This is a genomic window from Cohnella mopanensis (genome assembly GCF_022352055.1).
In the GTDB taxonomy this organism is placed as follows: Bacteria; Bacillota; Bacilli; order Paenibacillales; family Paenibacillaceae; genus Cohnella; species Cohnella mopanensis.
Map to the genome: position 1 here is coordinate 260,439 of NZ_JAKRWM010000009.1, position 21,222 is coordinate 281,660.

23 protein-coding genes and 1 tRNA gene are annotated in these 21,222 nt (G+C 45.6%); 12 read left to right on the forward strand and 12 right to left on the reverse strand.

The annotated features are described in order from the left end of the window. Window positions 1–26 precede the first annotated feature (26 nt). Window positions 27–971: an ABC transporter ATP-binding protein gene (locus L3D05_RS15810; RefSeq protein ID WP_239617268.1), complete on the reverse strand. Its 945-nt coding sequence runs from the start codon at window positions 969–971 to the stop codon at window positions 27–29. A gap of 160 nt (window positions 972–1,131) precedes the next feature. On the opposite strand from L3D05_RS15810, the gene L3D05_RS15815 reads away from it, so the two are divergent. Genes L3D05_RS15815 through L3D05_RS15825 form a run of 3 tightly spaced genes read left to right on the forward strand, consistent with a single transcriptional unit; the run spans window position 1,132 to window position 3,627 of the window. Next, window positions 1,132–2,277 carry a sensor histidine kinase gene (locus L3D05_RS15815; protein WP_239617269.1) on the forward strand — a complete coding sequence of 382 codons (1,146 nt, stop codon included), beginning with the start codon at window positions 1,132–1,134 and terminating at the stop codon, window positions 2,275–2,277. Between the two features lie 4 nt (window positions 2,278–2,281). Continuing rightward, window positions 2,282–2,953, forward strand: a complete 672-nt coding sequence (locus L3D05_RS15820; RefSeq protein ID WP_239617270.1) for a response regulator — start codon at window positions 2,282–2,284, stop codon at window positions 2,951–2,953. Between the two features lie 29 nt (window positions 2,954–2,982). Continuing rightward, on the forward strand, window positions 2,983–3,627 hold the full coding sequence (locus tag L3D05_RS15825) for a YktB family protein (RefSeq protein ID WP_239617271.1): 645 nt from the start codon (window positions 2,983–2,985) through the stop codon (window positions 3,625–3,627). Window positions 3,628–3,696: 69 nt separating this feature from the next. Here L3D05_RS15825 and L3D05_RS15830 read toward each other — a convergent pair whose 3' ends face one another. Both L3D05_RS15830 and L3D05_RS15835 read right to left on the reverse strand, forming a co-directional pair. Beyond that, window positions 3,697–6,714 (reverse strand): efflux RND transporter permease subunit, encoded by a 3,018-nt coding sequence (locus tag L3D05_RS15830; RefSeq protein WP_369417981.1) that lies wholly within the window; start codon window positions 6,712–6,714, stop codon window positions 3,697–3,699. 374 nt (window positions 6,715–7,088) lie between these two features. Then, on the reverse strand, window positions 7,089–8,261 hold the full coding sequence (locus L3D05_RS15835) for an MFS transporter (protein WP_239617272.1): 1,173 nt from the start codon (window positions 8,259–8,261) through the stop codon (window positions 7,089–7,091). A 238-nt stretch (window positions 8,262–8,499) separates the two neighbouring features. Between L3D05_RS15835 and L3D05_RS15840 the strand changes: the two genes are divergently transcribed. Together L3D05_RS15840 and L3D05_RS15845 are read left to right on the forward strand one after the other, a co-directional pair. After that, the gene (locus tag L3D05_RS15840) at window positions 8,500–9,972 is read left to right on the forward strand and encodes an aminotransferase class I/II-fold pyridoxal phosphate-dependent enzyme (protein WP_239617273.1); all 1,473 of its coding nucleotides are present in this window, start codon (window positions 8,500–8,502) and stop codon (window positions 9,970–9,972) included. Window positions 9,973–10,110: 138 nt separating this feature from the next. Beyond that, window positions 10,111–10,530, forward strand: a complete 420-nt coding sequence (locus L3D05_RS15845) for a DUF1885 family protein (RefSeq protein WP_239617274.1) — start codon at window positions 10,111–10,113, stop codon at window positions 10,528–10,530. Between the two features lie 107 nt (window positions 10,531–10,637). On the opposite strand, the gene L3D05_RS15850 is transcribed toward L3D05_RS15845, so the two are convergent. The 3 genes from L3D05_RS15850 to L3D05_RS15860 all read right to left on the reverse strand — a co-directional run bounded on the left by L3D05_RS15850 (window position 10,638) and on the right by L3D05_RS15860 (window position 12,038). Continuing rightward, entirely contained in the window at window positions 10,638–10,934 is a 297-nt protein-coding gene (locus tag L3D05_RS15850; protein WP_239617275.1) for a DUF1292 domain-containing protein, read from the reverse strand. 116 nt (window positions 10,935–11,050) lie between these two features. Continuing rightward, window positions 11,051–11,635 carry a hypothetical protein gene (locus L3D05_RS15855; RefSeq protein ID WP_239617276.1) on the reverse strand — a complete coding sequence of 195 codons (585 nt, stop codon included), beginning with the start codon at window positions 11,633–11,635 and terminating at the stop codon, window positions 11,051–11,053. 199 nt (window positions 11,636–11,834) lie between these two features. Next, a complete protein-coding gene (locus tag L3D05_RS15860; RefSeq protein WP_239617277.1) occupies window positions 11,835–12,038 on the reverse strand; it encodes a hypothetical protein in 204 nt (67 codons plus the stop codon). A gap of 181 nt (window positions 12,039–12,219) precedes the next feature. On the opposite strand from L3D05_RS15860, the gene L3D05_RS15865 reads away from it, so the two are divergent. Next, window positions 12,220–12,993, forward strand: a complete 774-nt coding sequence (locus L3D05_RS15865) for an MBL fold metallo-hydrolase (protein ID WP_239617304.1) — start codon at window positions 12,220–12,222, stop codon at window positions 12,991–12,993. A gap of 199 nt (window positions 12,994–13,192) precedes the next feature. Here the strand turns inward: L3D05_RS15865 and L3D05_RS15870 are convergent, their stop codons facing one another. Continuing rightward, window positions 13,193–13,390 carry a hypothetical protein gene (locus tag L3D05_RS15870; RefSeq protein ID WP_239617278.1) on the reverse strand — a complete coding sequence of 66 codons (198 nt, stop codon included), beginning with the start codon at window positions 13,388–13,390 and terminating at the stop codon, window positions 13,193–13,195. A 184-nt stretch (window positions 13,391–13,574) separates the two neighbouring features. Between L3D05_RS15870 and L3D05_RS15875 the strand changes: the two genes are divergently transcribed. Next, window positions 13,575–13,650, forward strand: a tRNA-Val gene (locus L3D05_RS15875). A 175-nt stretch (window positions 13,651–13,825) separates the two neighbouring features. On the opposite strand, the gene L3D05_RS15880 is transcribed toward L3D05_RS15875, so the two are convergent. Both L3D05_RS15880 and L3D05_RS15885 read right to left on the reverse strand, forming a co-directional pair. Then, the gene (locus L3D05_RS15880; protein WP_239617279.1) at window positions 13,826–14,047 is read right to left on the reverse strand and encodes a helix-turn-helix domain-containing protein; all 222 of its coding nucleotides are present in this window, start codon (window positions 14,045–14,047) and stop codon (window positions 13,826–13,828) included. Next, complete coding sequence (locus L3D05_RS15885; protein WP_239617280.1) at window positions 14,034–14,507, reverse strand: ArpU family phage packaging/lysis transcriptional regulator; 474 nt, start codon at window positions 14,505–14,507, stop codon at window positions 14,034–14,036. Before L3D05_RS15885 ends, L3D05_RS15880 begins: the two co-directional genes overlap by 14 nt. A gap of 639 nt (window positions 14,508–15,146) precedes the next feature. On the opposite strand from L3D05_RS15885, the gene L3D05_RS15890 reads away from it, so the two are divergent. The 4 genes from L3D05_RS15890 to L3D05_RS15900 all read left to right on the forward strand — a co-directional run bounded on the left by L3D05_RS15890 (window position 15,147) and on the right by L3D05_RS15900 (window position 17,880). After that, window positions 15,147–16,079, forward strand: coding sequence for a hypothetical protein (locus L3D05_RS15890; RefSeq protein WP_239617281.1), 933 nt, complete (start codon window positions 15,147–15,149; stop codon window positions 16,077–16,079). Window positions 16,080–16,532: 453 nt separating this feature from the next. Further along, the gene (locus L3D05_RS15895) at window positions 16,533–16,883 is read left to right on the forward strand and encodes a hypothetical protein (RefSeq protein WP_239617282.1); all 351 of its coding nucleotides are present in this window, start codon (window positions 16,533–16,535) and stop codon (window positions 16,881–16,883) included. Window positions 16,884–17,011: 128 nt separating this feature from the next. Continuing rightward, entirely contained in the window at window positions 17,012–17,158 is a 147-nt protein-coding gene (locus L3D05_RS26770; protein ID WP_369417982.1) for an RHS repeat-associated core domain-containing protein, read from the forward strand. Between the two features lie 395 nt (window positions 17,159–17,553). Then, window positions 17,554–17,880: a hypothetical protein gene (locus L3D05_RS15900; protein ID WP_239617283.1), complete on the forward strand. Its 327-nt coding sequence runs from the start codon at window positions 17,554–17,556 to the stop codon at window positions 17,878–17,880. 180 nt (window positions 17,881–18,060) lie between these two features. Here L3D05_RS15900 and L3D05_RS15905 read toward each other — a convergent pair whose 3' ends face one another. Beyond that, entirely contained in the window at window positions 18,061–18,486 is a 426-nt protein-coding gene (locus L3D05_RS15905) for a tyrosine-type recombinase/integrase (RefSeq protein ID WP_239617284.1), read from the reverse strand. Between the two features lie 43 nt (window positions 18,487–18,529). After that, entirely contained in the window at window positions 18,530–19,384 is an 855-nt protein-coding gene (locus tag L3D05_RS15910) for a hypothetical protein (RefSeq protein ID WP_239617287.1), read from the reverse strand. A gap of 86 nt (window positions 19,385–19,470) precedes the next feature. Here L3D05_RS15910 and L3D05_RS15915 point away from each other — a divergent pair, with 86 nt between their 5' ends. Continuing rightward, on the forward strand, window positions 19,471–19,680 hold the full coding sequence (locus L3D05_RS15915) for a hypothetical protein (RefSeq protein ID WP_239617288.1): 210 nt from the start codon (window positions 19,471–19,473) through the stop codon (window positions 19,678–19,680). A gap of 1,194 nt (window positions 19,681–20,874) precedes the next feature. On the opposite strand, the gene L3D05_RS15920 is transcribed toward L3D05_RS15915, so the two are convergent. After that, on the reverse strand, window positions 20,875–21,021 hold the full coding sequence (locus L3D05_RS15920; RefSeq protein WP_239617289.1) for a hypothetical protein: 147 nt from the start codon (window positions 21,019–21,021) through the stop codon (window positions 20,875–20,877). Between the last annotated feature and the right edge of the window lie 201 nt (window positions 21,022–21,222).

The window sequence follows — 21,222 nt, forward strand, 5'->3', positions numbered from 1 at the left end:
ACCCCCGCTTCCTATATCCCTTTTTCTTATACTCCATCCCGTAGCGTGCGTCCCGTCAGCGTCAAAAACAAGCTTTCCAGGTCCGGCTCCACGCGGGTTAATTTTTGCAGCTTCAAACTATGTTTGCTCAAAATAAACAAGATATCTTGAAGATAGGTTTGGGATTCCTGCAGAACAAGCTCCAATTGCGTGCCTTCCCTAATATGGAACAATGACACGCGTGGATGCTTGCGGATTTCTTCGGCCGCGTCGTCCGTCATCTTATTCGTCTCGATCATCAATCTTTCTTGAAGGCCTGCCTGTTGAACGAGCTCCTCTTTGGTGCCGTGCGCAACAAGCTTCCCTTGATCCATTATCCCGATCTTGGTGCTGATAGCTTCTACCTCTTCCATGTAGTGGCTCGTATAAATAATGGTCGATCCCATCGCATTCAATTTTTTGACGGATTCCAGAATGTGATTCCGGGATTGCGGATCTATGCCGACCGTCGGCTCATCCATAATAATTAACTTGGGGCGGTGCATAATAGCGCAGGCGATATTCAGCCTTCTTTTCATCCCGCCGGAAAATGTGCCCGGTCTGTCTTTGGCATAATTCTGCAGCCCCGTGAACGCTAACGCTTCCTCGACCCGCTCCTTAAGCACTGTACCTTTCAATCCGAAAAGCTTGCCGAAGAAGGTGACGTTCTCGCGGGCGGACAACATCTCGTAGATGGCAAGATCCTGCGGAACTAGTCCGATCCGCCGCTTTACCTCGAGCGGGTTTTTGGCCGTGGAATATCCGTCCAGCATGATTTCTCCCGAATCCAAAGGAAGTAATCCCGCAAGCAAATGTATCGTCGTGCTTTTGCCCGCGCCATTAGGACCAAGCAAACCGAAAATTTCGCCTTGCGCTATATTTAAATTCAAATGATTAACGCTGATATGAGTTTCATACTTTTTGACGACTCCTTTGAATTCCACCAATGCCATGACCGTTATTCCCCTCTCCATCTCGTTAATTCTATTCTAATCGACAACCCCTCGCTCGCGCACGTACACTTAGTCATCACAATTGATTGGACGAAGGTGACAAAAGTCATTTTTTCAATGTTATAATATTCCTTATCAATCCACTGGAAGGAGCGCCTTCATGCGTTCGCTGCTCGTATGGCTTAAGCACTTGTTCATTTTATTGCCTTCGATTGCTACGATGTTCATCACGTTTATTCCCTCGACTTCTGAATACGTCAGCTACATTTTATTGGCGCTGCTAATCGTGAGAATAACGGCATTTGCACCGAGATTTGTCTATCTCTTGCTACCCGTTCAGATGATCGGATTCGGTTGGCTCGCGTATACCTATGGCGGAATTCTCTATTTCCTTGTTTACTCCGGGCTAATCTCGGCATACCTTTATTTCCGCAGGCCCGTCGAAATAGCGTCAATGGTTCTGTTGTCCGGCATCATTGTTAACTCGGTCACAGCGGATAGCGCGCAGGCCAGCTGGATCGCTAATCTCGTTTGGATAGGTTTCACGCTTCTTCTGACCGTAATCTTTAACGCCAATCGGATGCAAGAGAAGCTAGAGCGCAAAATAGAAACTTTAACCGAATACCAAGACCAACTAGAGCAAGAGCGGGCGAGGGCTATGGAATATGCCCGCAAAGTAGAGGGTTATGCCCAGGTTCAAGAGCGCGGTCGGATCGCGACCGAGCTGCACGACGATCTAGGGCACAGGCTAATCCGGGTGAAAATGATGACGGAAGCCGCTTTGCAGCTAATGGAGCAGCATCCTCAGCAAGCTATAAGAATGGTAGAACAAGTACGCGGGCAGCTCGAAGAGAGCATGAACAACATGCGTTATACCGTCCGCAAGCTTCAGCCGGTCGAAAAACAGAACGCAAGGCAATATGGCCTTCATCGCCTTATCGAGGACGCCGCACGGGATTTGCAAATCGAAGTAAGCTTCGAGCTCAAAGGCAAACCGTTCCCTCTATATCCGAGCATCGAATTCGTCCTGTACAGAAACGCGCAAGAAGCCATCACGAATGCGGTTAGGCATGGCGGCGCTAGCGCCGTCGAGATTACTCTCGATTTCTATGAAGCCGAAGTGATTATGAACGTCAAAAATAACGGTTCAATCCCCGAGTCCGTCTCCGACGGTCTGGGTTTAAAGGGAATGAAAGATAGATTAACAGTCATCGGCGGGCAACTCCAGGTTTCTCTGGAGAACGGTTTTGTCATCTCGACGATGGTGCCCATACACGAGGCAAGCCAACGAGCAGAAGGAGAATGAATCCATGATTCAAGTTCTAATAGTAGACGACGATCCCTTTATTCGCGAAAGCTTAAAACTGATTCTTGATCTCGACCCGGAGCTGCAAGTCATCGGTACGTGCGGCAATGGAGAGGAAGGTTACCAATTCGCGCAGCAGCATCCGGAAACCGACATCGTGCTTATGGACATTCGAATGCCCGTCTGCGATGGAGTGGAAGGAACTCGCAAACTGAAGACACTCGACAGCCCTCCTTCGGTGCTCATTCTGACCACCTTCGACGACGACGAGTATATCGTTCAAGCGATACGCAACGGTGCCAACGGTTATTTACTGAAGAACGTTCCCCCGGCACGAATCATATCCGGCATTAAATCGGTGCACGAAGGCAATCATCTCATCCATCCTGACATTGCGCGCAAGCTTGCGGGCATGTTAAACTCTCGTGACGAGCCTCATTCGTATATGAATTCGAACGAGAATTCCTCCCGCTCCGAGAAAGATCTATCGGATAGGGGGCTTACCCCTGCCGAGCAAGATATCGTAAGGCATATCGCCGACGGTAAGTCCAACAAAGAAATTGCGGGAGCCTTATTCCTGAGCGAAGGCACGGTAAAAAATTATATATCCGAAATATTAGGAAAGCTGGCGCTTCGCGACCGAACGCAAATCGCAATCTTTTATTTAAAAAAATAAACATTACGTTATAGCAAGGAGATTGCTTCATGAGCACACCCGCAGTTATCGCTTTTAACGGATTCGACCAACGGGATTTCGAAGTATTCGAGATCGACGGACTAGAATCGCGCATGGAAGCACTCATAGACCGTGTCCGACCTAAGTTTCATCTACTCGGGGAACGCATCAACGCATCGCTAGAGGAACTGTGCGGGGAACCGATGTTTACCCATGTCGCTAAGCACGCCCGCAGAACCGTCAACGCGCCCAACGACTCATGGGTCGCGTTCGCCAACAACAAGCGCGGCTACAAAGCCCATCCCCACTTTCAAGTAGGTTTGTGGTCTACGCATGTCTTTGTCCAATTCGCCATTATCTACGAATGTCCGAACAAGAACGTCTTCGCCGAACGTGCGCTGGCTGAGCTCGATTCCATTCGCCGCTCCGTTCCCTCCGACTTCGTATGGTCTAAGGATCATATGGTTCCGACGGGTCTTATACATAGCGAGCAAACGGATGACCAATTGGCTGACTTATTCGAACGCCTTAGAAGCGTAAAAGCTTCCGAGCTCACCTGCGGGATACACATTCAACGTGGAGATCCGGTGCTTGCGAACGGCGATGCATTCGTGAAGCTCGTGGACCAAACGTTTCGCACCTTGCTTCCGTTGTATCGGATGACATTTGCATAATCCAGTTAGAACCTAGTGCGACATAGTAAAAGCCGAGGACCAAAGTCCTCGGCTTTTTTATGTTGGATTTTATGCCGCAATCTCTTTATTCGCTGCCGCCTTATGGCGTTGTTTCGCCGACTTGCGGAAGTATAGCAGCTCATACAGGCAAGGAACGATGACGAGCGTGAGCAACGTCGAGACGACCAAGCCGCCGATCACGACGATGGCAAGGCTCTGAGAGACGATGCTGCCGCTTTCCGATGAGCCGAACACTAACGGGAGCATCGCGCCGACGGTGGCGATCGCCGTCATAAGAATCGGACGCATCCGAATGCCTGCCGCTTCGAGCAACGCTTCGCGAATCGTCATGTTTCTGTCCGTTTCATTATGCTTCACGCGGTCGATCAAGACGATGGCATTCGTGACGACGATCCCGACGAGCATAACGACTCCGAAGATTGCCGTAAAGTCCGGCGTGATTCCCGTGACGATCAGGCCAAGAACGGCTCCAATCGGAATGAATAAGATCGAGCTAATAATGGCCAGTGGCGCTTTAAGAGTCTTGAAGGTAAACACCATGATCAAATACACGATCCCGACGGACACGAGCATCATCATGAACAGGCTCATGATATCCGCCGATTGATCCGCGGAAGCTCCTCCCACGATCAGCTTAACTCCTTCAGGCGTCTGCACATCCTTCACCTGCTTCTTGATCTCGGCGCCGACCTTAGACAATTGGGAAGGTTCAACCGAAGCCGTTACTCGAACGTAACTTTTTCCGTCTTTGTGGAAGAAAGTCGTCGCTTGCTCCGTCTTCACCCATTTAGCCACATTGGATACCGGCTTTGGCCCTGTATCCGTCATGACGGTCAGCGAGCTCAGCTCGCTTTCGGATTTCGGCTTCAATACCGGTTCCAGCATGACTTGAACCGATTGCCCGTCAACCGAAATCGCACCTACGGGAACGGGATTCAGCATCCCTTGCAACTGCATGGCGATGTCGGCGGCCTTCGCTTCCGTCGGCTTCACTTCCAACGTATAGACGGTTTTTCTCTCTTGTTGATTGCTTTCGACCTTAAGAACGTCCTTGATCGGCTTAATCTTGGCCATGACTTCTTCTGCCGTCTTGCCAATCTCATCCAGGTTGTTGCCCGTGATGTCGATGATGACTTGTGTCGAGCTTCCGCTGGATAGGAAATTGCCCGTTCCCGAATTCAATTCGGCGCCCGGATAGTTCGCCCGTTCGGATTTCACGGCTTCAATCACTTTCTCGGCGTCTGCGCCTTTTTTCATTTTCAGCATGTAAGAAACAAGCGTCGGAGAAGACACCGATCCGTACTTAGCTCCGTCGGAGCTATTGCCGTTCATCATCGTAACCCATTCTACTTCATCCCGGTTCATCAGATAAGTCTCAAGCTTATGGCCGTTCTCGAGCACTTCGGCGATCGGCATATCCGGTTTGTATTCCAAACTTACGTTTAAGTTTTCCGCGCTCGAAGAATCGATTGCGCCTTTAGGCATTGCGAAGTATGTCCCGACAGACGATACGAGCAGCACGACGGCTACGATAATCGGCAGCCACTTGAAGCGCAAATTCCATTCCAGGAATGCTACGAAACGTTTGGAAGGCTGATGATCTTTGATCGTGGAATTTTTAAGCACACCCGCGCTCATTAACGGAATGATCGTCAAGGCTACGAGCAATGAAGATAATAGAGAATACGTCATCGTTAAAGCGAACGGAAGTAAGAACGATTGCAAGCCGCCTCTCAGCAAGCTCATCGGCAAGAATACGGCAACCGTAGTCAGCGTAGAAGCCGTAATTGCTCTAGCCACCTCTTTGGTCGCATCAATGACGAGCTCCGTCGAGAATTTCTCCTTCTGAAGCCTGCGGAAAATATTCTCGATAACGACGATGCTATCGTCGACCAAACGTCCGACGGCTACGGCGACCCCGCCGAGCGTCAGAATATTAAGCGTAATGCCGGATAGGTCTAACAAATACAATGTCATCGCCAGCGACAGCGGAATCGATACGATCGTCACGAGCGTCGCGCGAACGTTGCGCATGAAGATCAGAATAACGATTGTCGCGAATAATGCGCCTAGCAATACTTCGCGCATCATGCTGTTCACGGAGTGTACAACCTGTTCGGATGTACTGATGAACACTTTCATGTCAACGGACTTGTTTTCTTCGTTGTACTTCTCTATGATTTTGTCCACTTCGTTGCCTACGTGAACGGCGTTGGAATTCGCTCCTTTGGAAATGACGTATTCCAATGCATCCTTACCGCCGATACGGAACAGGCTTTCCTTCGCATCGTCGAAAGTTACCGTAGCCACATCGCCAAGCTTAACGCCTTGCGCAACCGGAAGCAGTTTCAACGTCTCCACGTCCTGCACGCTTGCGGATACGTTCAAATTCACGGTTTGACCGTCCAACGTACTCTCGCCCACGGAAGCTGAAGCATCCCGTCCTTGCAGCACGCTATACAACGATTGAAGCGGCAAGCCTTTCTCCGTTAGCTTCGCAACATCGGGAACGATGCTTACTTTCGGTTGCGATTTACCCGACAGTTGCACGTTGCCGACGCCGTCGATCGCCTTGAATTCATCCAGCACTTGCTGCTCCAACATTTCTTTCTGGGCATCGCTGACGCCATCGGCGAAAGTGAGGGTCACGAACGAGATCGGAATCATCGACGTATTGAGTTGGACAACATAGGGTGTCGATACGTTAGCCGGCAATTTAACCGAGCTGACCGCCTTCTCGACTTCCAGCTTCGCTTCCTTCATGTTCGTGTTGGAATCAAAATTCAGATTGACTTGGGAGAAGCCGTCTCCGGAAGACGAGAATACGTTCGTCTTTCCTTTAATCGAGGACAAGGAAGCTTCTAACGGCCCCGTCACCGTTCTGTCTATCGAAGAAGCGTCGTATCCCGGTCCTATGACGGACACGGTCACTTGCGGATTATCCGCCTCGGGCAGGAATTCCATAGGCAGCTTTGTGTAGCTAAGAATCCCCATTGCCAATACCATGATGACGATGATAATCATCGCCGCTTTATTGCGGAATGCACCATTGATCAAACTTTTCACTTCGTTTTTCCCCTTCCACTCCAACGATTTATTTCTTTCAGCATAACGGAATAGCCAGCATGGCGAGAAACGACCGGAGACCGGACTTCATCCTAGACTAAAGTCTGATCTTGGCTACATCTGGATTGCTTGGTTCCTATTCCCATCCCTTACCATAAGGTAAGATTATGAACCGAATGTGAACTGAACTGCAGCCGCTGTCTGATTCTTATTGTATATGCCCAGACAAATATCCGTAGGTGCAACGAGTCACTCATCTCAAGTGACGAAAGTCATTTTCCGCGAGCGCACGAAAAAACCGGAGGCGATTGCCCCCGGCTGCGATGAATGAAGTTCCGACTTCATTAGTTCATGATAAGTTGTATTACGCTTTGTCAGGCTTGAGCCTTCTGACGATCTTGAACGCGGAATTGCGCCAACAAGCCAAGTGCAGCGATGGAGAGAACCCCCGATACGACGAAAGGCAGCCACGATGTCGCTCCGAGCAAGGCCGCTCCGAGCAACGGTCCGACGATACGTCCCAAGCTGTCCATGGAAGAGCTAAGCCCTGACGCAATCCCTTGACCAACCGTCGTCTTCTGCGTGATAAGAGAAGTGACGCACGGTTTAATGAGCGAGTTGCCGATACCGAAGATACACAAGTACACCGTTGCCATTCCCCAGTTGTTCGCTGTTAGCAGCAAGAAAAATCCTACCGCCGAGATGATAAGGCCGATGGCGATGTATTGCCCTTCTTGACCCCGCTTCACCCGCCTACGGACGATTCCGCCTTGTACGAGCGCACCCGCTAATCCGCAGAAGAAGAACATCATACCTACCTGCAGCGGCGTAACCCCGAACTTCTCCATCCCGAACAATTGAAGCGTTGCTTCCAAGATGGCCAAGGAGAACGTGACGAAAAACGCTAGCACGTACAAAAATTTAAGCGGTCCTTGGAATGCCGTCCAACGGGAAACGCGTTTACTCTGTTCTCCCGTAGCCCGACGTTCCGGCGGTAGCGATTCCGGAAGCTTGAACCATGCCGCGATAAATACGATTAACGATAAAGCAGCTGCCGCATAGAACGGAGTATGAAGCGTTATTTCACTTAGGAAACCGCCGAAGCCCGGACCAAACGTAAAGCCGAGCCCGATGCTCATCCCGACGACCGCCATCCCCTTCGTTCGCTCCTCTTCCGTCGTGATATCCGCAACGTAAGCCACGATGCAGGAAACGACCGCTCCGGAGAACAATCCACCTAATATTCGGGAAGCATACATAATCACGATATTATCCCCCGAAAGGCCGAACAGCAAGAAGCTGATCGCGAATCCCATAACCCCCATCATGATGACAGGGCGACGTCCGATTCGTTCGGACAGCCCACCCCATACTGGGCTAAGAAGGAACGACATTAAGGAATAGACCGCAAGCATCGCGCCCGTATGCCAATTCGCCGATTCTTTGCTTGCTTCCGTCACCAATTCGGGCAGTACCGGTATAATGATGCCGAATCCGATAAAAATCGTAAAGAGCATAAGTCCTACGATAGCTAATTTGCTTTTCACAGAAATTTCTCTCTCCTCTGTTTGGGTCGATAACGAGTAACATTCGCTTAATAAATCTACTCTAAATGGTAGCATATCGAACGCTTTGTTCCAAATCTGATCGTTGACGTTTTAGTGACAACATTCGCTTCGAATAGACAGCGGTTGATTTCCCCACTATTTTTGTTATACTCATGCTTGTTTGTACTAAATATCCGAATCCATTAGATGCAAGTTTGAGAAAGGCAGGGGACTCCTCTTGGATCATAACCGTACCCCATTATTCGACGCATTGCGTGACCACGCGAAGCAAAATCCGGTGCAATTTCACATTCCGGGCCATAAGAAAGGCGCTGGAATGGATCCCGAATATCGCGATTATATCGGACAAAACATTCTTGACATCGACTTGATAAATATCGCGCCGCTAGACGACTTGCATCAACCGGTCGGCGTCATCCTCGAAGCGCAGCAATTGGCTGCCGATGCCTTCGGCGCGGACGCGACATACTTCTCCGTACAAGGCACGAGTACGGCGATCATGACCATGATCTTATCCGTATGCGGCAACGGCGACAAAATCATCGTCCCCCGCAACGTCCATAAATCGATTCTATCGGCTATTATCTTCGCGGGCGCACGACCTGTGTTCCTGTCCCCCGTTCGCGATACGAACCTGGGGATCGATCATGGCGTTACGACTCGGTCGGTACGCAGAGCCTTAGAGCGCCATCCGGACGCGGCAGCGGTTCTTATCATTAACCCTACCTATTACGGAGTGTGCGCGAACCTGAAAGAGATCGTCGACCTTGTGCATGAATACGACGTTCCCGTGCTCGTAGACGAAGCGCATGGCGCTTTGATCCACTTCTCCGATGAGCTGCCGCTATCCGCTATGCAGGCAGGTGCGGACATGGCTGCTACGAGTATTCATAAGCTTGGCGGCTCTATGACCCAAAGCTCGATCCTGAACGTCCGCAAAGGTTTGGTCAATCCGCAGCGCGTACAGACGATTCTTAGCTTGCTAATGACAACTTCCACTTCTTATCCGCTGCTCGCTTCGCTGGATACCGCTAGACGCCAGCTAGCCCTTAAAGGGAAAGAGATTGCGGATAGAACGGTAAATCTTGCACGAAAAGCCCGTGAAGCCGTCAACCAAATTCCAGGGCTGTACAGCTTCGGTGAAGACCTATTAGGAGATGAGGCAACGTACGATTACGATCCAACGAAGCTCACTATCCATGTTCGCCACTTGGGCATTACTGGGTACGACGCGGAAAATTGGCTGCGCGAGCATTACCGGCTTGAAGTCGAGCTCAGTGACATGTACAACATTCTTTGTCTCATTACTCCCGGAGATGATGAAGCGTCCATTGCTATTCTGCTTGAGTCGCTCAAAGCTATGTCCGATGCTTACCATGCCGATACGAAAGAAATTCAGGAAGTCGTCGTTATTATACCGGAGATCCCTCATCTCGCTTTGACGCCTAGGGATGCTTTCTACGGCGAAACCGAACTCGTACCGTTCAAGGAATCCGCAGGCCGAATCATTGCGGAGTTTATATACGTCTATCCGCCGGGAATTCCTATCTTGTTGCCTGGCGAGATCGTATCGCAAGAAAATATCGATTATATCATCGATCACTTAGAAGTCGGACTTCCGGTCAAAGGGCCGGAAGATCGTTCCGTAACGAACGTAAAGGTCATTATGGAAGAGACGGCGATATCCTAAGTTAAAGGTCTGCGCTCGTTCTACCGGGCTGCAGGCCTTTTTTTTCACGACGGCTAGGATCGTTGACTCCCTCAATCCAATTGGTACCCGTTGCCAACAAAACTGGGAAATGCTATCATGGGCGTGGGGGTGGATCCGATGGGTCAAAGCGCTTACATTTCTCTTGTGCAAGGCTCGACTGTTGCCGAAATCGATCTGAACGGCGTCAAGGAGCAGCTTAATCATTATCAAGCGCAAATGACGTTAACCGGCCAGCAGCTAGGCTGGGATTACGCCGAGGCGGCTTTCCCTTACAGCATCGAGAGCAAGGCCGATGCCAATGGGCAATGGTTCTACTTGAAAGGAACCAATCCTCTATACCGTTATATCGTGGTCGGAACAGGCTTGCGAGACAATGAAGGAACGAGCATCCCTTACATCCAACTCGTATTGCCTAACGATTCTACGCATGGCGACAAATCGAAAGCCAACGAATTGTGCAAATGGATTGGCAAGCAATTGCAAGCCGAAGTGCAAATGTTCAACGGCCGTAAAATCTATTTCAACCCGCGCAAGTAATTGAATGATAAGATAACCCAATAGATAGGAACAACAAAGAGCCAGTATCCCTTAGGATGCTGGCTCTTTGTTGTTAGTGCATGATGTTCATCTCGGATGATAGAAGCTTAGCCGTTCTCGTTCTCTAGCGCAGCTAACTCTTCATATACCTTCATGACCGTTTCCCACTCTTGATCGTCTTCGATGTTGACGAGAACCTCGTCTTCGCCTTCTTCTTCGACACGGAAAATAACGCCGTCATCTTCTGGATCGTTGCGGTCCAATAAAACGGCATATGCGCGATCATTGGTTTCAAAAGTGTACACGAGCACCATCTCGTGTTCGTTGCCGTCTTCGTCTGTTACGATAAATACGGCTTCTTCGTGGTCATGTTCGCAATTCTCGTCGTGGACATGATCGCTCATGGCGAACCTCCGTTCAATCGGTTGATTTTACCTACTCACGTATCGTATCACTTCCGGTAACGGGGGTCAAACGAAAAACGCCTAAACCGCATGACGGATTAGGCGTTGTACCTTCATTATTTGGAAGCAAGAACTTTCTCGGAGACGACTTGATAAGCGGATTCCCCTGCCGGCTTCATCCAGAAACGAAGCGTGTAAGGGCCTGCTTGGGCAAAAGTATACGAACTGACATTGATCGTAAGCCCGAAATCATACTTCTTGTCCGGGAAATCGCTATCTCCGGACTTCTGGGTCCAGATCGTCGTTTCCGCTCCGTAGGTGTCCGCGATGGTTAGCCTCAATGCGCTAATATCCACTTTAAGCGAATCTACGGTAATGAATACGTTGAAATCAAGAGGCTGGTCTTTCTGGACTTCTCTAAAGGTTGTGCTCTTATGAACGGTAGACATATGAACGTTAGGCTTGTATATCGTGACTTTCTTGTCGTTATCGTCCATTAACAAAATAGCCTGAAGTTTATCGGATACCAATTGAGATGAAATATACGTCTTGTTATCCACGATAACAGCGTCACTGCCGTCTTCCCACTTCTTATTGATCAGTACCCGCAATTTCTGCGTAACCGAATCCGCCGCATAAGCTACGCTACCGCAGAGTAAAGTAAAAGTTAACGTTAACACAATCAGCTTACGAACCTTCATTATCCGCATCCTCCGTCTTCACCGACTCACTTCCTCGTCTGTAATTGGTTATACCGACGGCCGGGCGGAAAGTTGCGCATCAAAAAAATATTTTCTTAACCTTTTTTAATTAAGCTAATTTCACTATAATGTCACATCATGACGAACGTTGCGCTTGCCTGGGAAATGTACGATAACAAGCAAGCGATCGCCCGCCGGATTAAGGTTTGCGACCCGGTAACGTTAACACGCAAGGAACGCCATAACCGATGGAACCGGGGGTCCTCATATGCTCCAGATAGTCAAGTCCTCGCCGGCATGGAGTCTTGCATACGGCACATACATCGGAAGTCACGATTTTCATTTGTGCCCTTCTCTGCTCAGCCGCCGCGGCCGATTTCTTCTTCTTGTTCACCTTCGACATCGGAATCTTCCTTTCGCTAGCGCATAGGAGAAAACAACTTCTCCACAGACTATGCGAATCCCGCCCAGAGCGTCACAGCGGCGATACCGATTTTTTCGCGGCCTTCTTACTTAACGAGGTAAATTATGGTACATTAATGTAAGCTTTTATTGAAACGAAACCGCATCCATGTGCAGGGGGTATCGATTTGAAACTTCAAATGTTAGGTACGGGCAGCGCCTTCGCCAAAGCTTTCAATAATAACAACGCTCTGTTTACGGTCGATGGCCTAAACCTATTAGTGGATTGCGGAATAACAGGGCCTAAAGCGCTCCACGAGCTCGGATATAGCTTTAATGACCTCTATGCCATATTGATTACTCACATACATGCCGATCATATGGGTGGTTTAGAGGAGCTAGCTTTTCAAATGAAATTCGTTTACGGTCGCAAGCCGATTCTATACATAGCCGATGCACTCGTTGAGCCCCTCTGGGAATATTCCTTGAAAGGCGGGCTGCAGCAGGAACCGACGGACTCGCTAGAACATTACTTCGAAGTACGCCCTCTTACTCCAGGAGTCGTGCAAGAAGTTCTACCGGGGTTGCGCGTAGAGTTAATCGCTACGAAACATATTCCGAATAAAGCCAACTATTCTTTGCTCATTAATGACTTCTTCTTCTATTCTGGAGACACCGTATTCGACCCTGAACTATTGGAATCGTTGGTTAGAGAACGGGGAGTCCAGTTGATCTTCCATGATTGCCAATTGCATCCCCCGGGTGTCGTCCATGCCTGCTTGTCTCAGTTACTTACCTTGCCGACGCATATACAGGAGCGCGTATATCTGATGCATTATGGGGATGATCAGCCTGACTTTATCGGTCGTACCGGTCCAATGAAGTTCGTCGAGCAACAACGGATTTACGAGGTCAACGAGTTAACTTTTACCGTCCAATCCGGTATGATAGAGTAATACCCACGCACGAAAGGAAGTTATCCCTTGCTTGCTACGTTCATATTCGGAGCCGTCATCGCCGTCCTGCTCATCTGGGTAGTCCTTTGGGCCACCAAGAAAGCTTATTCCCGCAAATGGGACGAAGAAGAGTAAACCCGATCAGGGGTGGTTCCCCGTCGCAATCGACGGTGAACCACCCCTTTGCATAAGAGCCCTCTCACATGTCCTCGAGCTTGCTTTCCGAGATTGTATTTTTAGTACGATCGCCATCCCAGTTCCTGAATGCCCACCAAGTAAATTGCCTATCGTACTTCATCGAGTCCTTCCTTACGAAGCGAGCAACCGCTGTCAAAACACAGCCAATCAAACTAAACAGCCCTATCAGCCATATCGCAAGTAAAGCCGCATCCCTCATTCTTCGTTCCTCCCGCCGATTACCGCTATTACATTTGTACGTCGGCGGAACGAGAAACATCCCTATTTCATGCGAATTTTCGACTTCAAAGCTTGGCGTGAAATGTGTAAAAAAAATATTTAAAAACCAATTGACTTCGCATTCGCAACTTGTTATTATATTACTTGTCGCCGTTAAAAAATATGATCTGATAGCTCAGCTGGGAGAGCACCATCTTGACAGGGTGGGGGTCACAGGTTCGATCCCTGTTCAGATCACCATACATAACCGACCGAGAGCCTTAGAACCATAAGGGCTCTCTTCTTTTTTGTTCAACACCATCACTGTAGTAAAATCCCTATTTTGCATCAACTGGTGCCGGATTGGTGCCCTTTATTCAACTAAAGCGTAACTGGTGCCAATCTGGTGCCAACAATTAAAAAAAGCGCGGTAGTCTTACCCGCGCTTCTTAGCTTCCAGAAATTCTCCGAACTCTTTTCCCTCATACCACTCGAAGAATAACCGTTTTGATACTTTAATCTTATTTCCAACACGCACTATATGAAACTTACCTGAATCTACTAGTTCATACGCTTGCCGCCTGCCGCAATTCAGAATCATTTGAATATCTTTCACTTCCAATGAATCCGGTAAACTCTCAATATCAGTTCTTTCCATCCCGAGTATCTCCCTTCTGTTTCAATACTCCAACTTTCAACATTCCGGCCAGCATCTCAAACGCCCTCCACCGAAGCTTAGAGAATGTGCCTTCCGCGATCCCGAGTTCAATTTGATATACCTGGTAATCGTATACCTCTTCATCCTGCATATATTTCAAGCGGATTAGTTTCTGTTGTGGAAGCGGGAGATGATTAACGCAGCGCTCAACCTTAGCGATATACATCAGCCGCGCATTCGGCTCATCCACATTCCGCATTGCAATGTTGGCTGTAGAATCACTTGTGACTCCCGTGTTGCCGCCTGTTCTTTCTTCGTAAACCGGGGTGACTTTCGCCTCGATCTCCTCGAACTCAACGGTCTTGAAATACCGGTAACGCTCGAATACATCCTCTATCGCTTGGGTCGTCAATTCCCTGTCGTATACCGGTTTCCGAATGTCCGGGAGGTCAAAGCTCATATGCACGGTCCAGTACCGACATCCATTTCATGGCAAGATATGCTGCCGAAATTTGCTAAAGGAGGTACGAGATTCTAACTTTGAAGGAGCATACACCACTGCTAGAGCTACCGCGATACTATTAATAACTGTAACTATCGGTTGTCCGAAATCAGAGAAGGAAATTGCAGTAGCACCGGCAGATGTCATATTGGCGACAACGTACCATCGTGACTCGTAAGCCTCCAGTTTATGCTGCCAACCTTGTTAAGCGCCTCCGATCGTCAAATGAAGTTTGCACACAACATGTTGACGTTTCACACGAATGGCGCTATCCTATCGGAAAACCGACGTCGGAACTTTCACCGCAATTGAAAAAGCCGACCTAGTGGCCGGCTCGATTCATGCGCCGAAGATTTTAAGTGCCAATGGGCAAGCCTTCGAGTCGCAAGATATTTTGTTTTGGGATATCCATATCCCCGCGGTGTCCTCTGTTCGGTTTTCCGATGATATAAATATAACACGTATAAAATCCAGTAACACACAGAGAAAGCCTAAAAAAACACAAAATATCCACACGACATAATGTTAAATATTGTCGTTAACGTAGAATTACAGTAGAATTACGAAAACAATACTAAGGAAATGGTGATATGTGCGATGGTCCAAAAGAAATTTGCTGTTGATGATAAAAAAGACTCAACACCTAATGTTCAAACAAACCAAGCAAACAACGAAAAAGATGAAAACAAAGAAAAAAGGAAACAAATGTTTATCGGTGTTTCACTCATGTATGGAGGAATAGGCATTTTCGCTATCTCTATGCTTAAAGTGAATATTAATGAATTTCTTCAGAGGTATTATCTTGCAATAATAGGTGTTGCTATTATTATTTATTCATTCTATAAATATTTACTTCCTATTTTCAACTTAAAAAAAGAGAGATCTGGACCTTTCCAAAAAGTCGATATTAAAGCACAGGAGCCTAAAAAGATATATGTTTCAGGGGAAAATAACGTCGTCTACTTTAATCAACATGAAAAAAATAACGAAGGAGAATCTAAGCAAAGTGACTTTAATGCATACTTCAGAGAAATGAAATCATTAATTGAACATAAGGCAAAAATTGCAGATGAAAAGGCTTCAATACTCTTGGATAAAGGTACGAATTATGCAAAGTTTGGAATCATCTTTTTTATTGTTTCAATAATTACTTGGCAGTTACTTTCTTGGAAAATGGGAGGACTTGAAACACAATTAATATATGGAATTGCATCATGTTCATTTCTGTTTTTATTTATTGAATTTCTAAGTGCATGGTTTCTGCGGCAATATAGACATTTTGTTGATACATCCACATATCTAATAAAGGTGAAGTCAATTCTTGACAAATATATGTTAATGGTATTATACGCTCAGGAAGATACAACAATTGTACGAACAGATATCCTTAACCATCTAGCAGAGGAAATAAAGTGGCCAGAGATTGGAAATTTCAGTAGAGAGGAAATGAGTTTCGCTAAAGAAGCTGTAGAATCTGCTTCACTACTAATAAAAAGTATAAGGAGTAATCAAAAAGAAACTCAAGCATAAGCCACCATTTCAAGGTGGCTTTATTACTTTCCAAATCCAACAAACTCCGGACTTCTCAACATCCCCGCGCGAGTCCAATTTCGAAACCGAACCTTTGCGCTAATCCGCGGCTCCAAATACACGTAATGGCGGTCCTCACCCATCACAAGACTGCGAGCGACGCCATAAAACGCCTTTCGGTGCGCGGCAGGGACCGAAAGGTCGATAATCCCAACTGGACGTCCATTGTATTGTACCGACCATCCGAATTGGTTCTTACGGTAGCCGGCGATCTGTATGATAGCTTCCGTATAGTTGATGATCTTAATCCAATTCGCATCGCGCCGGCCAACGTATTTACTTGTCTTCTTTTTGCATAGTATCTATATAATAAATAATGTACATATTTAAATATTTTTATCCCATCTTTATATTACATAGGGGATCTATCATTTTTTGATAAGGAGTTTTTAGATGGTTCCTACATACGGAAAAATTTCCATTTTTCTATTTATAATAATTATTTTTACTGGAGTTAGATTTGCTAAATACTTCGGTCAAATCCGAAAACATAAGGGGAAGATGAATAAATGTGAAATAAAAGATAAAATCCAATCAATTGAAGGGACGATAGTTACTATTCAAAAAGTCCGTTCTAATCAGACTCCTTTTAATAAGCCTTCAAGGGCTAAAGATTTCGGTGATCATTATCAGATAACGTATGAATTAAATGGAGCTCAACATACTGCTTGGTTTCGCGCGTACAGAGCTATTGTTCAGATACCAAAACCTTCGGACGCAGAAAAATGGATATTAACAAAATAACAGTATGATCACTTATTAACGAAAACTAAGCTAACGGGACACGATAGCACAACGACAACAGGCTGCTGAATCAATCGGCATTCTGTTAAGCTAACTGGCAGGATAATGGAATATCAAACTTCTATTTTATGGTAGTATTGAGTTATCAAATCATATACCGTTACTACTCACCTCGTGAGGGACTGTATACGAAACCTGACCCGATAGGGCTTGACGGGGGAAATCCGACTTTGTATGGATATGTAAGTGATCCGAATAGTCAAATTGATCCATAGGGTTAATTGTTGTTTACCGTCTACTTAGACTTGATGAAGATATCGCTAAAGGGCTATCAGCTAAAGTACCAGGTAAAGGAACGACTGTACATGGTCATGTATCTAGTGGTTCAAGAAATAAGGGTTCACAATTTATTTCTACAAGTACAGATCCAGAGGCAATAGCAAAACACCGTAGTCCAGGACAGAGTATGGTTTCATTTGATACAGATCATGTTGTCCCAGATGTCAAAGGAAACAGGAACATCCTAGACAAATCGACTGTTGAAAAAGCAAAGGCTCAAGGTGTAGGAAGCGTAACTGCAAACTTCGCTGCCAAGTCAAAAGAGGTTTTAATTGAGGGACATGTTCCTAGCTCAGCTATCAAAAAATGTCTATAATTGAGGAGTGGATTTATGAGCAAAGAGGACGCGCTTAATATAATTTACAACTATATTCTTGGTGAGGACTCAATATTAGTATCATTAAGAATGGGTGATGGGTTAAATGAACAGCACTACAGTCAGTTAATAGAAGCAATGAAGTTGTTAACCAAAGAATATAAAGATAAATCGGAAGTTCCTAAAAAACTTGCTTTGTGTTTTGTCGATATAAGTAATTTCTTTTATTTTAACGAGGGCATATACTCCTCGGAAGTACAAGATAGACTAGAAAATGCAGTTCATGAAATATCTCAAGTTGCAAATGAATTATTTGAATCGAATATGGATATTCAACAATAAGCTAATGTGCATGTTTTAAAACCTATGTAAAAGAGCTGTAAAAAGTCTTTCGTTACATAGGTTTTTGTATGTTAGAATAACATGGTTCGTACACTTACAATAAATCGATTAAGCTCCCTCGGTATGATTTGATTATCTCACGTATGCTCGTGTATTCGCAGGATTTCATCTTCCTTAGAATCAGATGACATAAGAAAGAGAGTTCAGTAGGTAGAGATTAAACGTAAGAAGGCATTTAGCAGCTCCGCTTATTATTTTATATGCCATACTCGAACTGATAGGTTCGTTGATTTTCCCAGTTTTGTGTTTCTTATTCCGACTCTTGAATAAATATTCATGGTCAGGTTTTCCTTTAATATAACGGTCAAGCACTTCGCGAAGAACTCGGTTAATCTTAATCAATTGCTGCTTTCCTGTCTTCTCTTCAATAACATCGATGTAAGTCCCCTTAACATCTATGACGCGAAGTGGGAGGATATCTGAAATCCGAAGGCCTGTGTTAATCCCGAGTACAAACATAACGAAATCTCGTTCATTCCTCATAAACAAGAAATCCTTAATAGATTCGACCTTTCTCGGGTCTTTTATCGGATAAACAAACTTCATACCACCACCTCACTATCAATTTTAGCAAAAGAAAAAGCACCGGTTAGGGTGCTTTTTTTAAATCTTTATCAAGAGCATCTCCTGAGACCTCTAATAATCTTTCATAGTTGTTTAAACTTTGTTTTACTATTGCTGTCTTAGATTTACGTCTAGCTAAATGTGTTAATATCAGAATATAAGCTACGATACCACTAATTACTACTAGAAAACTATTAGTTTTAATTATAGCGCTTTCTGATTGAACTTCTGCAACTACGAATCCGATTACTGCAGCTACCATCAATGAAACTGCTGTAGTCAAAAGTCCAAAAACATCATTTTTTGATATCTCATCTACAGTTATAGAGCCTCTTAATTTTATTCTTTGCTCACTACTCAGTTTTTCTTTTTTTAATTCTTCAACTAACCATACTAATTTTTTATTATCGTTAACCCACATTCCTCGTCTGAGATGCTTTTTGTAAAAATTATATACATATTCATCATCACTTAGCGATTTATCTGTATGGTTTGGACCATTTGTAAAATCTTCTAGTGGATTAAAAGGTTTTGCGTGCTTCAATCTAAATTTTTCCAATTTAAATGCAATATATTTGCCAATAATACTTATTACAATTGATATGCATAATACAAGAAAAGCCCTTACATACAGAGGAGTACTTAAAAACCAATGTATCACGTCTATCTCTGCAACTTGCAACAAATATCCGATTACAATATACAGTAAGCCAAACCTAAACATCCACGTCTCTTGGAGAAGATCCAGTAGTTTACTCGGAACTTTTCCCTCCACAGGAACCACAACAGAAGTTAATTTGATATAATCTTTTCGTTTACGCGAAGTAACCATTATCGCTAATAAAATTGCTCCTGACAACTGAACTATAACTGGTAGCATCAACATTACCTCCCTCACACAACAATTCGACAAAAGGAAGGATTTACCTGCAAATATGACGAATAGTGTCGTAGGAGGCGATTTACATGGATCAAGTTACAAAAAGCTGGCTTATGCTCGTAATTATTTTAATTGCTGGATTGATGGTTATCCTATTAATCCGCGAGATTGCATTATGGTACTGGCGAGTCAACCATATTGTCCAAAAGCTAGAATCAATCGACAACAACCTCCGAGTGATCGCTTCTAAGTTGGAATCAAAGTCTCAGGAAGCTAAGGAGACTAAAGATGTTTAAGTACGGCTTTCTACTCGACAAAATCTATAAGCTTGAGGCCGCCGCCCATAACCAATCTTTAGTTTCTGCCTCAATAGATGGTGAGGTGCAGCGTGTATGACTTATTTATGAAGTTAGCGATTACTGCGATTACTGCATCAAGATCAACAATGAGAGTATTTCGTAAGGAAAATCTGCGAATTCCGCATTACTTAGGTTTCGGTATCTGCCTTATGAATTTATCATTATCATCATATACCATGATGCATAACCCTTTAATTGCACCTTTGGTTTCAAAAAGCAGCTTCATAGCTTCTTGTTTTTCGAGTGGAACGTTAATTCGTTTGCCATTGTAACCAAGAAAATACCGCACTTAACCTCCAAGGATGAAATTTATGTTGTCAGGATTTTACATATTCCACCATTTTACGCAAATCCCTCTATTTCAGAAATATCCACCATACTATCAACCAGATCATGCTCCAAAGAACTGAACTCATACCAAAAGCCATGATCAGTCCTCGAAAGAAGTTAAGGCCATCATCCCGATCTTCCATAACGACGCGACCTCCGTTCTTTCCGATTTCTAGGCGACTGGCCGGCGAGGGTGACAGCCTACGCATTAACCAACTGTTTAGCATCTTCAGCATCGTTACTCTCCTTTATACACCCGATTGGCTTGCGGCAATATTGCACAGATCCTTCCCATCTACCCTCAATGCAACCTCGGCACTTCTCTGGCTGCAGGCTCGAAAAATCCATTTTGCGGTCTCTATGTAGGTTGAGCCCGCCATACTTTTTACCTCTTCTTCTGCCGGCCAACGGACCCAACTCCTTAATTTGAAAATAAAAAAGAGACAGCTGCGACCCTGTCTCTCTTTACCATCGCATAATTGCGAGGTCTTCCCCGGTATTCGTTGCACACAATATACCGTACAAGGAAGCGTCCTCTCTTGGGATGGATTTGCTTGCTTCAAACGCTTTCCGCTTACGGTACAATTCAGCATTCGTCCAAAATGTAATGTTTCGGAAATCAAACGTTTGTTTACATTCCGGACAGCTCGGCAGCATCTTACCGCGTTGGTAATGCTGTTCCAGGCCTTTGAAAATAACCGATTATGGCTTTTCTTTCAGCCATTGGCGGCGTTGTTCATCTATTGCCTTATGTTGATCGTTCAAGCGGTCGTAATACCGCGCTAAATGTTCCATCGCCACTTAGGGATCGACCGTAAGACCACAGCGGCATGTTACTTCGCGGTTAACCGTATCGACAGTAAACTTCTTATTATATGGATCGCAGGTACATTTACGAGGCTTATGTCGCTCTATACGAATCGTGTCCAGTTGTACGATGTTACCCATCCTGCATCCTTCTCTCTTAAGGAAAATATTGTCGATCAATTGTGAAGCGTGTAAAATACTAGGATAATAACTGTAGGAGGAAACACAATGAACGAAGTTTGGTCGGAGCTTCTTTCACCAATTATCCTTTGTGTTATTGGTGCTATCCTTTTATTTGGTTTGGCAGCACTCTTGAAGAGATCAAAGAGATATATGGAACTA